Source organism: Methanocaldococcus villosus KIN24-T80, assembly GCF_000371805.1.
GTDB classification, from domain to species: Archaea; AGJL01; Methanococci; order Methanococcales; family Methanocaldococcaceae; genus Methanocaldococcus; species Methanocaldococcus villosus.
On record NZ_AQUK01000001.1, the window covers coordinates 1,205,905 to 1,219,430 of the forward strand.

Consider the following 13,526-nt stretch of genomic DNA (forward strand, 5'->3'; position numbering starts at 1 on the left):
ATCACCTTATTCACATAAATCCATTTTTTCCCAATCAAATTTAATTAGTTTATCAAAGTTTAACTCTTTTATTAATGTTCTAACTTCTTCTAAATCCTTTTTACTGAATTGAGCTGTTGGAGATTCAGGAGGTAAACCTAGCTTTCTTCTCAACTCTACTATCTCTTTATTAGCAGGAACTGCATGACCAAATTTAACCACATATGAAGCAGTCTTTCTATGAGCTAAAGCCATATTTCCTTTTTTAGAAGCTAGATTTCTTAATATCTTAATCACATCAGTTATCTTAACTTCTCTAGGACATCTTTCATGGCAAGTATAGCATGTTGTACAGTACCACATATCATCGCAGTCTAAAACATCTTCTAAACCACACTGAGCTTTTCTTATCATCTTTCTAGTTCTATATGCTGTTAACCTTCCACTAGGACATGAACCTGTACAAGTTCCACACTGATAGCAGGCATTTATAGACTTTCCTACATGCTCTCCAAAAACTAATTTACCCTCTTCAGCAACAATATTTACAAAATTTTTATTTAATTTATCTGTTCTAATAACCATAGTTGATCACCTACCATAAATATAATTACACTAACTAAGTTTATATTATTATAACCTTAAAGCTATGGTATTATACAGTTGTATAATAGTCTGTGAATAGATATTTTAAGAAACTTTTAAATATTTGATAATAGGATAGTTCTATAAAATAAAATCAAAAGAGAATTATCATATTAAGTTGTTCTATTGTTCAAACTCTTTTAATCACCAAGTAGTTGGCTGTTTTAATAATTTTTAAATGAAGTTTGAATGTAATCAAAAGATTTATAGGTAGCTTTGAGATTATCAGAGAGAAGCGACGAGAACTTAATGGATAGAGGTTTCTGTTAAGAGTTGGTTTATTATATTTGGTAAATAAATAATTAACATAATAAATATTTAATAAAAATTTTAAAAGTGTGAGAATTATGAAGCCAACAGCATATTTCTGCATGGAATTTGCCATACATCAACCACTAAAGACATATGCAGGAGGTTTAGGATTTTTAGCAGGATCACACTTCAGAGCTGCTAAGAGGTTAAATCAACCATTGGTAGGAGTGTCTATTTTGTGGAGTTATGGTTATTATGATCAATTAAGAGATAAAGAAGGGTATATGAAGGTTGAATATATAAGAAAATATTATGATTTTTTGGAAGATATTAATTTAAAGATACCCATAACAATTAACAATAATACTATATGGGTTAAAGCTTATAAATTAGAAGAGGATGTTTTCAACACATGTCCAGTGTATTTTTTAACAACAGATATTCCAGAAAATGATGATTTTGGAAGATCAATAACCCATAAGCTTTATGAGGCTAATAATATTATTCACATTGCTCAGGAAATGGTTTTGGGAATGGCAGGATATGAAGTTATAAAAGAGTGTGAAAATGTAGAGATATATCATTTAAATGAACCTCATGGATTGCCATTAATATTTAAGCTTATAGAAGAGCATGGTTTAGACTACTGTAAAGAACATGTTGTTTTCACCACTCACACTCCACTTCCAGAAGGTAATGAGACACAGGATATAAACCTATTAAAATCTATGGGATTTTTTGGAAATGTTGATGTTAAATTAGCTGAAAGGTTAGGAGGTAATCCTTTTAATTATACTGTTTGTGCTTTAAGGGCTTGTAAGAGAGCTAATGCTGTATCTAAAAGACATAAGGAAGTTTGTGATGACATGTGGAAACATGTAAAAGATAAGTGTGAGATAATAGCTATAACCAATGCTCAAGATAAATACTATTGGCAAGATCCTATTATTAGAGATGCTGCTAAAAAATATGATATTGACCTTTTAAGAGAAAGAAAAATGGAATTAAAAGAAATCCTTTTTGAAGAAGTAGCAGATCAGACAGGAAAAATATTTAAAAAAGACAGATTAACTGTTGTATGGGCAAGAAGATTTACAGCTTATAAACGACCATATATCCTACTATATGATGAACCAAGATTGATGGAATTATTAAAAAAGAAAAAGATTCAAGTAATTTGGGCTGGAAAACCACATCCAAATGATAATAATATGATAGCTACATTTAATTGGATTGTGTCTAAAACAAGAGGTATGAAAAGAGCTACAATTCTTACAGGATATGAATTAAAGTTAAGTAAGTTATTAAAACAAGGGTCAGATATTTGGCTAAATACTCCTAAGCTAAGACATGAAGCTTCAGGAACATCAGGAATGACAGCATCTATGAATGCTTCAATACATATGAGCACTCTAGATGGATGGCATGTAGAGTGGGCTGCAATGTATCCTGATGATAGCTTTACAATTGGAGATGGTGTGAGAGATGATGATGCATATGTGGCTAACTGTATTTATAACCTATTAGAAGAAGTAGCGGACATCTATGATACTGAAGATTGGTGGTTTAAATGTTGTAACTGTGTTAATCATATAGTTGAATATTTTGATGCAGAAAGGATGGCTAGAGAGTATGCTGAGAAAATGTATAGGTGAAGATAATGGCAGAAATATATGTTGATTGTGAAGATGAAGCAGGGAAGAAAATATATACAAAAGTTATACAAACTGCTTTAGAAGATTTGGTTTTAGGAAAATCTATAGTTAGAGTAGAGTTTATAGCAAGGGAGAAGGAACCATATTTTATTTTAGCAGTATTACCAAAACAAACTAGGAAAAAAATAAAAGTTAGAGATGTTGCTGAAATTGTTGAGGAGAAAAAAGTTGATGGTAAAAAGTTATACAAGCTGAAGATTGTTGATGAAACCTATGCTCCTCATCTATTAAAGAATATTAAAGTTCTTGATCAACCTTCAAGATTTGAAATAATTACTGATGAAGTAGATTTAGATATGGACATTTATGATACAAGCAAAGAGTTTATAGATAAAATTATGGATTTTATGAATAGGGTTTTTCCTGAGGGTATGAGAATAAGAAAAACCTTCATAGATAAAGCCATAGTTTCTATAGCCTCAGAGAGACCATTAAAAGAAGAAGAAATTAAAAAAACATTAGAAGTAAAAGAAAAATTAGAAAGTTATAAAATAATCTAATAAAATTTTTTAGTGGTGACTTAAGGTGATAAAAAAGATTATTGAAAAAATTCATGATCTCTCAAGAGATGTGGGAGATATTAAAATTATGCATGTGTGTGGAAGTCATGAACATACAATTTGTAAATATGGTATAAGAGATGTTCTGCCTAATAACATCTCTCTAATCCCTGGCCCAGGATGTCCAGTATGTGTTACTACACAGAAAGAGATAGACACTGCTATTTATCTCTCTGAAAACTACTCAATAATTACTCTTGGAGATCTATATAGAGTACCGGGTAGTTATAAATCTCTAGCTGAGGCAAAGGCAGAAGGGAAGGATATTAGGATTGTCTATAGTATAGCTGACGCTGTTAGAATTGCTAAGAAAGAAAAAGATAAAAATTTTTTATTTGTTGCTATAGGTTTTGAGACTACTGCTCCAACCACAGCAGCTGAATTAATAAGTTTAAAAAATAGAGATATAAATAATTTCTTTATTTTAAACTGCCATAGGCAAATACCTCCTGTTATGGAATTTTTATTGGAAGATAGTAAAATAGATGCCTTTATTTGTCCAGGTCATGTTTCAACTATTATTGGTTTAAAACCATATTATAAGTTATTAGAAAAATATAAAGTCCCAATGGTTGTAGCAGGATTTGAAGCAATTGATATACTTTTATCTATATTAATGATATTGAGACAAATAGTTAAAAATGATATTAAAGTTGAAAATGAATATAAAAGAGCTGTTAGGAAAGAGGGAAATAGAATAGCTCAAAAAGTTATAAGTAAAGTATTTGAAGATGAAGATAAACCATGGAGAGGCTTTCCAATAATAAAAAATGGAGGATATAAATTAAAGGAGGAGTTTAAAAAATTTGATATATTTGAGGTAGAAGACATACCTGAAATAAAAGAGAGAATACCTAAAGGGTGTATATGTGATAAAATACTTAGAGGAGAAAAGTTACCTACTGACTGTCCATTATTTGGGAAAAAATGTACTCCTTTAAATCCCATAGGCAGTTGTATGGTCTCAGAAGAAGGAACTTGCAGAATATTTTATAAATACAAATTTACTTTCTCTCATCATTCTTCTTAATTATTTGGGAAATATACATATTAAGTCCTCCAACAGCAGCTGCTATAGCTTTATTTTTTTCAAATACCTTTTCAGAAACTGCAGAATATAGATCCCTTAATTCTAATCCATATTTTAATATCTTATCTTTTAATTTTGGCATATTTCTTTCTACATACTTTGTTGATATATTTCCTTTTAAAAAGTTCTCCTCTTCTAAAACAGCCCTATGGAATGGTATATTTGTATCAACACCTACAATAACATATTCTCTTAAGGCCCTTCTCATCCTTACTATAGCCTCTTCTCTACTATTCCCATATGTAATTAACTTAGCTATCAGTGGATCATAGTATGGTGGGATCTCTGCTCCTCCACAAACACCACTATCTAATCTAACTCCTGGGCCTCCTGGAGATCTGTAAAGTTTTATTTTTCCTGGACAGGGAGCAAAGTCATTTAATGGATCTTCAGCATTTATCCTACATTCAATAGCATGACCATTGAACTTTACATCCTCTTGATCCAACCATAGCTCTTCTCCATAAGCTACTCTTATCATTGCTTTAACTAGGTCTATTCCTGTTATCTGTTCTGTTACAGTATGTTCAACCTGTATTCTGGTGTTCATCTCTAAGAAATAGAACTGACCATCTTGATAGAGAAATTCAACAGTTCCTACACTATCATAATTTATAGCTTTTCCTGCTCTAATAGCCGCTTCACCCATTCTTTCTCTTAGTTCCTCAGTCATTATTGGAGATGGAGCTTCTTCTATTAATTTTTGATGCCTTCTTTGGATAGAACATTCTCTATCTCCTAAATGAATAATATTTCCATGTTTATCAGCTAATAATTGAATCTCAATATGTCTTGGATTTTCTAGATACTTTTCAATAAAAACTGTTGGATCTCCAAATGCACTTTTTGCAATATTTCTTGCAGATTCTATAACATCTATTAACTCCTCTTTATTATAAGCAACACTTATCCCCATCCCTCCTCCTCCAGATGAAGCCTTTACAGCCACTGGATAACCAATAGATTCTGCTATCTTTATAGCTTCATCAATATCTTCAACTGCTCCATCACTCCCTGGTAATAGAGGAACCCCTGCTTTTTTCATAATCTTTTTAGCATTTATCTTACTACCCATACTTTTAATAGCTTCTGGATTTGGACCTATGAAAACAAACCCTTCTTCTATAACTCTTTTAGCAAACTCTGCATTTTCAGCTAAAAACCCATATCCTGGATGAATGGCATCAACATCAGCTTTTTTAGCTACTTTTAATATAGCATCCATATTTAAATAACTCTTTATAGCCGGAGCTTCACCAACACAGTATGCTTCATCAGCTAGTGTTGCATGTAATGATTTTTTGTCAGCTTCTGAATAGATAGCAACAGTTTTAATTCCCATCTCCCAACATGCTCTTATTATTCTTATTGCTATTTCCCCCCTATTTGCTATTAAAATCTTTTTAAACATGAATTTTCACCAAAAAATTTATTTTATGATCATAATTACATCTCCAACATTAACTACATCTCCCTCCTCAATGAATATCTTTTCTACTGTCCCATCAACTGGACTTTCAATTGGATGTTCCATTTTCATAGCTTCTATTATAGCTATAACATCACCTTTCTTAACTTTATCTCCTTCTTTAACTTTTATCTTTGTCACCATGCCTCTAAATGGAGATGTTATTGCTCCTTCAATTTCAGCAGTTATAATACTCTTTCTCTTAAGCTCTGTTCCAATCTTAGGTTCTATTTTAACTTCAAACTTCTCTCCATTAACTTCAACAATATACTCTGTTGGAATCTCTAAAATTTTTTCTACATCTTTCTCTTTTGGAATTGGTTCAGCTTTTAACTCTCCTCTTAAGAATTTAACAGCTATTTGTGGGAATAAGGCATAGGTTAATATATCTTCTTCTTTTCTAACTATTCCTTTTTCTTCAGCCTCTTTCTTAACTTTTTCCCATTCAGGTTCTAATAAATCTGCTGGTCTACATGTGATTGGTTTCTCATCTTCTTCTAAGACTCTTTTTAATAACTCTTTATTAATAGGTGCTGGTGGCTTACCATACAAACCCTTTACATAATCAATAACTTCTTTTGTAATTGTCTTATATCTTTCCCCAGTTAAAACATTTAAAACTGCTTGAGTTCCTACTATTTGAGAGGTTGGGGTAACTAATGGAGGATATCCTAGATCTTTTCTAACTCTTGGTATCTCCTCTAAAACTTCTTCCAATTTATCTAAAGCATTTTGCTCTTTTAGTTGTGATATTAGGTTAGATAGCATCCCTCCTGGAACTTGGTATATTAATACCCTAGTATCCACTATTTGAGCATGTGGAGAAATAAGCATTTTGTATTTTTCTCTAACTTTCATAAAGTACTCTCTTATCTCATTCAATAACTTAAGATCTAAACCTGTGTCATACTCTGTTCCTTTAAAAGCCATTACCATTGTTTCAGTTGGTGGATGAGAAGTTCCCATTGCAAATGGGGAGATTGCACAGTCAATAATATCAACTCCTGCTTCAACAGTTTTTAAATATGTCATAGGGGCTAATCCACTTGTACAGTGTGAATGTATATCAATAGGTAATGATACCTCTTCCTTTAATCTTTTAACAAGTTTGTATCCTTCATATGGGGTTAATAACCCAGCCATATCTTTTATTGCTATAACATCACATTCCATTTCTTCCAATTTTTTGGCTAATTCTATATATTGATCAATAGTGTGGACAGGGCTTATAGTATAACAAATAGTTCCTTGAACCTCTGCTCCTAATTTTTTAGCAGTTTTTATTGCTGTTTCCATATTTCTTATATCATTCAATGCATCAAATATTCTAAATATATCAATACCATTTTCATAAGCTTTTGTTACAAACTTCTCAACAATATCATCTGGATAATGTCTATATCCTACTAAATTCTGCCCTCTCAAAAGCATCATTAGTGGGGTTTTTTGTATAACTTTTCTTAAAGCTCTTAATCTCTCCCATGGGTCTTCATTTAAGTATCTAATACATGCATCAAAAGTAGCTCCTCCCCAAACTTCCATAGCATAGAATCCTACTTCATCCATTTTCTCTGCTATTGGAAGCATGTCTTCTGTTCTCATTCTTGTAGCTATCAGTGACTGCTGAGCATCCCTAAAAGTAGTGTCCAGTATTTTAACCATCCTACCACCAATAAAATAGTTAAATATTTAAAAAAATAGTATTATATAACTATCTATATAAAATTAGCCCTTTTCTTTTTTTGGAAAATGTTATATAAAATATTTTCTAATGTGATAAAATAGGTGGTGGTATGGATATAAGTGAAATATTAAAAAAAGAACCAATACATAAAGGAAAGGCAAAAACTGTTTATGAGATAGATGAGGATAAGGTTTTAATAGAATTTAGAGATGATATAACTGCTGGAAATGGAGAAAAGAAAGATGTAATAAAAAATAAAGGTTACTTAAATGCTTTAATTTCAGCTAAATTATTTGAAACATTGGAAAAAAATGGTGTAGCTACCCACTATATTAAATATATAGAGCCAAGATACATAGTGGCTAAGAGAGTTGATATTATCCCAATAGAGATTATTGTTAGGAATATTGCTGCAGGTAGTTTATGTAGAAGATATCCTTTTAAAGAAGGGCAGGTTTTAAATTCACCAATAGTTCAATATGATTATAAAAATGATGAATATAAAGATCCAATGATTAATGAAGATATTGCAGTTGCTTTAGGATTAGCTACAAGAGAAGAGTTAAAAAAGATGAGAGAAATTGCATTAAAAGTAAATGATATTTTAAAAAAATACTTTGATGAAAAAGGAATTATATTAGTTGATTTTAAGATAGAGGTTGGGAGAGATAGGGAAGGTAATTTATTAGTTGCTGATGAAATTAGCCCTGACACAATGAGATTGTGGGATAAAGAGACAAAAGAACCTTTAGACAAAGATGTTTTTAGAAAAGATTTGGGGGATGTTTTAGCAAAGTATAAAAAAGTAGCTGAGAGGATGGGATTGTTATGAAATATAAGGCTACAGTAGTTATAAGATTAAAAAAAGGCTTATTAAATCCTGAAGGTAAGGCTATAAAAAAGGCTTTAAACTTTTTAAATTTTGATGTTGAAGATGTAGATAGTTATAAAATGTTAGATATTATTCTAAATGCTGAAAATGAAGAAGATGCTAAGAAAAAAGTAGAAGAGATGTGTAAAAAACTTTTAGCTAACCCAGTTATCCATAACTACTATATAAAAATAGAATCACTTTCCCAATAAACAGAATCTTTTCAAGTTCAATATTTTTGCTACACCTGCTATGCTTGTTCCATAAAATATAATATCTTTATTATAATTTCTTACCAACTTTAGAATTTCACATATTGTTCCATTAACAGCAGTACTTCCTGTAGCAAGAACTACATCAGAGTTTTTTATTAAATATTCATTCATATCTCCATGATATATAGGAACTCCATATCTTATTCTCCCAACATTATCAAAATTTAAATCAGTAGCTATAACATTTTTAAAAGTTTCAGCTAAACATTTAATCATAGCTGGCTGATATCCTATAATCCCTACTTTTATATCCTCTCCATAATTATCTATAAGATATTCACAGAGCTTTTTTGCACACTCTTCTGGCTCACTATTTTGACAGTGTTCTGTTTTATCTATCAAATTTAAATATCTCATTACAGCATTTAATGTAGCTATTAATGATGGATTATGATTCAATAAAAATATGTCTTTTACACATCCATTAAACTCTCTTATATCAGCTGTAAATGCTTCTCCAATGGCATTTTTAAAATATGCTCTTAACAACACTTCTCTTCTATTTAATAGAGGATAATCTTTAATTCTTGAAGAATCTAACTTAACATTTGCAGGAGTTATTTTAATCTCTTCATCCATTAATTCATTTTCTTCTAAAAGCTTTTTAAGTTCCTTCTTAATAATATCAATTAACTCCTGGTAATCCATAATATCACAATCTTAATTGATTGTATTAAAAATATAAAAATATTTTTGTGTGAAAGCATGAAGGTTAAAGAAGGAAAAATTAGCTTTGAAATCCCTGATAAATTGACAGTAACTAGAAAAGATGAAGTCTTTTATAACCCAAAAATGGAAACTTGTAGAGATATTGCTGTAGCTATAATAGAGGGCTTCTTAAAGCTTTATTGTAATAATAAAATAGCTTACATAGCTGATGCATTAGCTGGGACTGGAGTTAGGGGGTTAAGGTATGCTAAAGAGGTTGATTATAATGTCAAAGTTTATCTAAATGATATAAATCCAAAAGCTTATGAAAAAATAAAAGAAAATGCTAAATTAAATGGTATAGATAATATTGAAATATTTAATGAGGATGCTAATATATTTTTGGCAAAACATTATAGATTTTTCAATGTTGTTGATATAGATCCATTTGGTTCTCCTTCTCCATACATAGATCAAGCAATTAGAAGTTTGATAACAAAAAATGGGTTATTATGTTTAACAGCTACAGATACTGCTGCTCTTTGTGGAAGAGCAAAAAGAGCATGTTTAAGGAAATATTTAGCTTATCCATTACTAGGAAAAGACTGTCATGAGTTTGCTTTAAGAATATTAGTAGGGTATGCTATGAGACTGGCGACAAGATATAACCTACTATTAACTCCAGTTTTTGCTCATGCTACAGATCACTATGTAAGAGTTTATTTAAAAACTGACAGAGGTGCTAAGAGAGCTGATAAGGCATTTGAAATGTTAGGCTATGTTAAAGATATAAATGGAATAAAAATAGTTAAAGCATTTAGTGAAGGTTATGAGAAAGGATATTCAGGACCTCTATACATTGGTAATTTGTATGATGGGAAGTTAGTAGAAAAAGCTATAAATATTGCAAAAAATAAAGGGTTTAAAGAGAGAGTTATAAAAATTTTAATGAGAATTAGAGATGAATCAGAGATCAGTCAAATTGGTTGTTATGATACACATTTAATAGCTAAGATATTGAAAGTCTCAGTACCTCCAATGGAATATATTGTTAATTCTTTAAAGGATCTTGGTTATAAAGCTGCTATAACACACTATAATCCAAAGGGAATAAAAACTAATGCCAATATAAAAACACTTATGGAGGTATTGTTAGAGTATAAAATGAGGGGTTAATATGTATAAATTTTCTAAAGAAGAGATAAGAGATCTTATAGGTTCTGTTATAGTTATATCAATAATTTTTATTTACCCACATATATCAATTACACTATTTTTAATAGCCCTAATAGCTGTTGGTAGTGGTTTTATATTTCATGAGTTAGCCCATAGGTTTGTGGCAAGATATTATGGAGCTTTTAGTATGTTTAAAGCATGGTATGAGGGTTTACTGTTAGCCCTAATATTAAAAATTGTTTTGGGTGTAACGCTCATAGCCCCTGGAGCTGTTTATATATATAAGGATCACCTCACAAATAAAGAAAATGGAGTAATTGCCATATCCGGCCCATTAACAAATATATTATTAGCATTTATTTTTTTGATTATCTCTTTCATTCCCATTCCCTTAATATCCCTCACAGGCACTGTAGGTTTTTATATTAACTTATATTTGGCAGCATTTAACTTACTACCTATCCCTCCATTAGATGGATATAAAGTTGTCACCTGGAATCCAATTATTTGGGCAATTGTTGAAATACCTTTGGTGATATATATACTATTTAGAGGGATATTTTGAAGGTTGAAGAAAGATTAAATAGGATTATTGAAGAAGAAGGAGCAATATATTTTGTATTAGTAGATCCTGAAAATGTAAATTATGAGGGTTTAGAGAAAATAAAAGACTATTCTGATGCCATATTAATAGGAGGGAGTTCAGGAATTTGTGAATTAGACTATGTTGTTAAAGAAGTAAAGAAGATAACTAAATTACCAACTATCCTTTTTCCAGGAAATGTAGATAATATATCCAAATATGCTGATGCTATTTTATATATGAGCTTATTCAACTCTTTAAACCCATATTGGATTATCACTGCTCCAGCCTTAGGAGCTTTAAAGATATTAAAATATAACCTTGAACCTATACCTACAGCATATTTATGTATAGAACCTGCTAAAAAAACCAGTGTAGGTTTTGTTGGAGATATAAAGGAAATTCCACAAAATAAACCTAAAATAACTGCTATGTATTGCCTATCAGCTAAGTTTTTTGGATTTAGATGGGCTTATTTAGAGGCTGGTAGTGGAGCTGAGTATCCAATAAATAATGAGACCATAAAAATGGCTAAAAAAGTGTCAGGTATTAATATAATAGTTGGTGGTGGAATTAAAAAACCTGAAATTGCCTATGAAAAAGTATTAGCTGGAGCTGATGGTATAGTTACTGGAACATTAGTTGAGAAAGATCCAAAAATGATAGAAAAAGTTTATGATGCTATAAAAAAAGCTGGAAGGGAGAAGAAATGGATATAATAACATTAACAACAGATTTTGGTTATAGTGAAGGATATGTAGGGGCTATGAAAGGGAGAATATTGAATATATTAAAAAAATACAATAAAGAAGTTAAAATTATTGACATTTCTCATGATATAAGACCATTCAATATATATCATGGAGCTTATGTTTTGCTCACTTCTATCCCATATTTTCCTGAAGCTGTGCATATTGCTGTTGTAGATCCTACAGTTGGTAGTGAAAGAAGATCAATAGTTATAGAAACAAAAAATGGTTATCTAGTAGGGCCAGATAATGGAATTTTTAGCTATGTTTTAGATAGATTGAAAGTTAAGAAGATTTATAAGATAGATGAAAATAAATATAATCCTTCAAATACCTTTCATGGAAGAGATGTATATGCTGTTGTAGGGGCGGAGATAATTATAAGAAATGGTTATGATGGGGAAGAGATAGATGATATTGTTAGATTAGATGATAAAACAAAAAGAGTGATACATATAGACAGATTTGGAAATATTATAACTAATATCAGAGAAAATGAGGTAAATTTTAGTTATGGAGATGATGTGGAAATAGAGATAAAAACAAGATTTGGAAAAAAAAGAATTAAATGTAAATTTGTAAGATCTTACTACGAAGGAAAAGATTTTATTTGCTTAATAAATAGTGAGGGTTTCTTAGAAATAGGAAGGTTTATGGACAGTGCAGCTGAGAAATTAAAAGTAGATTATTTAGATGAGATTAATATTATAACCTCTTCTTAGCTATAGCAACATATATATTATTTTTTCCAACTTTTCCTCCAAATTCTGAAATTTTTTCAAGATTTTCAGTTTCACATAACTTCTCTATCTTCTTCCTGCCTGCATCTTTAGTTTTCTCTCCAAAAGAGATAATTATAACATTATCATTAACCTTCTCATAACCTAAAATAGGTTTTTTTATTTTCTTTTTTAACTCTTCAATATCTTTTAAATGAGTTATTACCATTTTAGCATCTTCTATAAAAGGAAAATCTTTTAAATACTCCATTATAAAAGATATGTCATTACTCCTTTCTTGACCATACTTTTTTAAATTAACTTTATAATAATTTAATTTACCATCTTGATATTCTTTAATTATTGCCTTAGAGGTTCTTATTAAATCAACATCTCCTCCTTTTTTAATATACCCTCTTTTTTCTCCAATTTTCTCTAAGAGCTTTTCATCAATCTTGTCATAATCAACTTTAAAATAATCCTTAACTATTGATTTATCAAAATTATCTATCCTTTTTAATATCTTCAAAGCTGCAGGTATGGGATTATCTACTTTTTCCAATCTTAAAGCTCCACTTATTATAAGATCATCTTCATCTTTCATTTCTAAAATTCCTGGAGTATCTAAAAGTCTTATATTTCTTGTTAATCTAATCCACTGTTCTCCTTTAGTTAATCCTGCAATACTCCCAGTTAAAGCCTTTCTACTTCCAGTTAAAGCATTTATTATAGATGACTTCCCAACATTTGGATAGCCTACAACACCTACTTTTCCCTCTTTTTTCCCCATCTCTTTTAATAGCTTCTTTATTTTATCTCTTAAAATTCTAGTACCTAATCTCTGTTTTGCTGAAACAAAAACAGTGTTTTCTCCAAATACTCTTTTCCATCTTTCTAAAATTTCTTTTGGGACTAAATCAGCCTTATTTAAAACATATATTATCTTTTTTCCACTATTTAATATTCTTTTTTCTAACTCTTTATTTCTTGTTAATTCAGGATCTCTTGCATCTAAGACAAAAAGGATAATATCACATTCATTAATTATTTTATTAACTATCTTCTTAACAGGAACTTTTTTTATTCTCATGTAAGATCACAAAAATAGAAAA

At 30.2% G+C, this 13,526-nt stretch carries 14 protein-coding genes; 9 read left to right on the plus strand and 5 right to left on the minus strand.

Translation table 11 applies throughout. The features are described 5' to 3' along the window. Positions 1–6 precede the first annotated feature (6 nt). Positions 7–564 carry a CoB--CoM heterodisulfide reductase subunit C gene (hdrC, locus tag METVI_RS0106880; protein ID WP_004591274.1) on the minus strand — a complete coding sequence of 186 codons (558 nt, stop codon included), beginning with the start codon at positions 562–564 and terminating at the stop codon, positions 7–9. 407 nt (positions 565–971) lie between these two features. Here hdrC and glgP point away from each other — a divergent pair, with 407 nt between their 5' ends. Genes glgP through hypD form a run of 3 tightly spaced genes read left to right on the plus strand, consistent with a single transcriptional unit; the run spans position 972 to position 4,181 of the window. Beyond that, complete coding sequence (glgP, locus tag METVI_RS0106885; RefSeq protein WP_004591272.1) at positions 972–2,531, plus strand: alpha-glucan family phosphorylase; 1,560 nt, start codon at positions 972–974, stop codon at positions 2,529–2,531. Positions 2,532–2,536: 5 nt separating this feature from the next. Next, positions 2,537–3,091 carry a methanogenesis marker 17 protein gene (locus METVI_RS0106890; RefSeq protein ID WP_004591270.1) on the plus strand — a complete coding sequence of 185 codons (555 nt, stop codon included), beginning with the start codon at positions 2,537–2,539 and terminating at the stop codon, positions 3,089–3,091. Positions 3,092–3,116: 25 nt separating this feature from the next. Beyond that, positions 3,117–4,181, plus strand: a complete 1,065-nt coding sequence (gene hypD / locus METVI_RS0106895; RefSeq protein WP_004591268.1) for a hydrogenase formation protein HypD — start codon at positions 3,117–3,119, stop codon at positions 4,179–4,181. On the opposite strand, the gene METVI_RS0106900 is transcribed toward hypD, so the two are convergent. Together METVI_RS0106900 and oadA are read right to left on the minus strand one after the other, a co-directional pair. Continuing rightward, positions 4,156–5,652, minus strand: coding sequence for an acetyl-CoA carboxylase biotin carboxylase subunit (locus METVI_RS0106900; protein ID WP_004591266.1), 1,497 nt, complete (start codon positions 5,650–5,652; stop codon positions 4,156–4,158). The two genes, hypD and METVI_RS0106900, sit on opposite strands and share 26 nt — an antisense overlap. Positions 5,653–5,670: 18 nt before the next feature. Further along, positions 5,671–7,371 carry a sodium-extruding oxaloacetate decarboxylase subunit alpha gene (gene oadA, locus METVI_RS0106905; RefSeq protein ID WP_017981151.1) on the minus strand — a complete coding sequence of 567 codons (1,701 nt, stop codon included), beginning with the start codon at positions 7,369–7,371 and terminating at the stop codon, positions 5,671–5,673. A gap of 131 nt (positions 7,372–7,502) precedes the next feature. Between oadA and purC the strand changes: the two genes are divergently transcribed. Further along, the gene (gene purC, locus METVI_RS0106910; protein ID WP_004591264.1) at positions 7,503–8,225 is read left to right on the plus strand and encodes a phosphoribosylaminoimidazolesuccinocarboxamide synthase; all 723 of its coding nucleotides are present in this window, start codon (positions 7,503–7,505) and stop codon (positions 8,223–8,225) included. Continuing rightward, positions 8,222–8,476: a phosphoribosylformylglycinamidine synthase subunit PurS gene (gene purS / locus METVI_RS0106915; RefSeq protein ID WP_004591262.1), complete on the plus strand. Its 255-nt coding sequence runs from the start codon at positions 8,222–8,224 to the stop codon at positions 8,474–8,476. The genes purC and purS overlap by 4 nt, the downstream gene beginning before the upstream one ends. On the opposite strand, the gene METVI_RS0106920 is transcribed toward purS, so the two are convergent. Beyond that, a complete protein-coding gene (locus METVI_RS0106920; RefSeq protein ID WP_004591260.1) occupies positions 8,462–9,187 on the minus strand; it encodes a Rossmann-like domain-containing protein in 726 nt (241 codons plus the stop codon). The two genes, purS and METVI_RS0106920, sit on opposite strands and share 15 nt — an antisense overlap. A gap of 57 nt (positions 9,188–9,244) precedes the next feature. On the opposite strand from METVI_RS0106920, the gene METVI_RS0106925 reads away from it, so the two are divergent. From METVI_RS0106925 to METVI_RS0106940, 4 genes are read left to right on the plus strand one after another with little or no spacing between them, the layout of a single operon-like run. Continuing rightward, the gene (locus METVI_RS0106925) at positions 9,245–10,363 is read left to right on the plus strand and encodes a tRNA (guanine(10)-N(2))-dimethyltransferase (RefSeq protein ID WP_004591259.1); all 1,119 of its coding nucleotides are present in this window, start codon (positions 9,245–9,247) and stop codon (positions 10,361–10,363) included. A 1-nt stretch (position 10,364) separates the two neighbouring features. Continuing rightward, on the plus strand, positions 10,365–10,928 hold the full coding sequence (locus METVI_RS0106930; protein ID WP_004591257.1) for a site-2 protease family protein: 564 nt from the start codon (positions 10,365–10,367) through the stop codon (positions 10,926–10,928). Continuing rightward, positions 10,925–11,665, plus strand: a complete 741-nt coding sequence (locus tag METVI_RS0106935) for a geranylgeranylglyceryl/heptaprenylglyceryl phosphate synthase (RefSeq protein ID WP_004591255.1) — start codon at positions 10,925–10,927, stop codon at positions 11,663–11,665. The genes METVI_RS0106930 and METVI_RS0106935 overlap by 4 nt, the downstream gene beginning before the upstream one ends. Then, positions 11,656–12,417 carry an SAM hydrolase/SAM-dependent halogenase family protein gene (locus METVI_RS0106940; RefSeq protein WP_004591254.1) on the plus strand — a complete coding sequence of 254 codons (762 nt, stop codon included), beginning with the start codon at positions 11,656–11,658 and terminating at the stop codon, positions 12,415–12,417. The genes METVI_RS0106935 and METVI_RS0106940 overlap by 10 nt, the downstream gene beginning before the upstream one ends. On the opposite strand, the gene METVI_RS0106945 is transcribed toward METVI_RS0106940, so the two are convergent. Continuing rightward, entirely contained in the window at positions 12,401–13,504 is a 1,104-nt protein-coding gene (locus METVI_RS0106945; protein WP_004591252.1) for a GTPase, read from the minus strand. The genes METVI_RS0106940 and METVI_RS0106945 overlap by 17 nt on opposite strands. Between the last annotated feature and the right edge of the window lie 22 nt (positions 13,505–13,526).

Bases quoted from the DNA above. Each gene is read 5' to 3' on its own strand.
- METVI_RS0106920 (WP_004591260.1), bottom strand. From the start codon at position 9,187: ATGGATTACCAGGAGTTAATTGATATTATTAAGAAGGAACTTAAAAAG.
- METVI_RS0106940 (WP_004591254.1), top strand. From the start codon at position 11,656: ATGGATATAATAACATTAACAACAGATTTTGGTTATAGTGAAGGATAT.
- oadA (WP_017981151.1), bottom strand. From the start codon at position 7,371: ATGGTTAAAATACTGGACACTACTTTTAGGGATGCTCAGCAGTCACTG.
- METVI_RS0106900 (WP_004591266.1), bottom strand. From the start codon at position 5,652: ATGTTTAAAAAGATTTTAATAGCAAATAGGGGGGAAATAGCAATAAGA.
- purS (WP_004591262.1), top strand. From the start codon at position 8,222: ATGAAATATAAGGCTACAGTAGTTATAAGATTAAAAAAAGGCTTATTA.
- purC (WP_004591264.1), top strand. From the start codon at position 7,503: ATGGATATAAGTGAAATATTAAAAAAAGAACCAATACATAAAGGAAAG.
- METVI_RS0106945 (WP_004591252.1), bottom strand. From the start codon at position 13,504: ATGAGAATAAAAAAAGTTCCTGTTAAGAAGATAGTTAATAAAATAATT.
- glgP (WP_004591272.1), top strand. From the start codon at position 972: ATGAAGCCAACAGCATATTTCTGCATGGAATTTGCCATACATCAACCA.
- METVI_RS0106925 (WP_004591259.1), top strand. From the start codon at position 9,245: ATGAAGGTTAAAGAAGGAAAAATTAGCTTTGAAATCCCTGATAAATTG.
- hdrC (WP_004591274.1), bottom strand. From the start codon at position 564: ATGGTTATTAGAACAGATAAATTAAATAAAAATTTTGTAAATATTGTT.
- METVI_RS0106930 (WP_004591257.1), top strand. From the start codon at position 10,365: ATGTATAAATTTTCTAAAGAAGAGATAAGAGATCTTATAGGTTCTGTT.
- METVI_RS0106890 (WP_004591270.1), top strand. From the start codon at position 2,537: ATGGCAGAAATATATGTTGATTGTGAAGATGAAGCAGGGAAGAAAATA.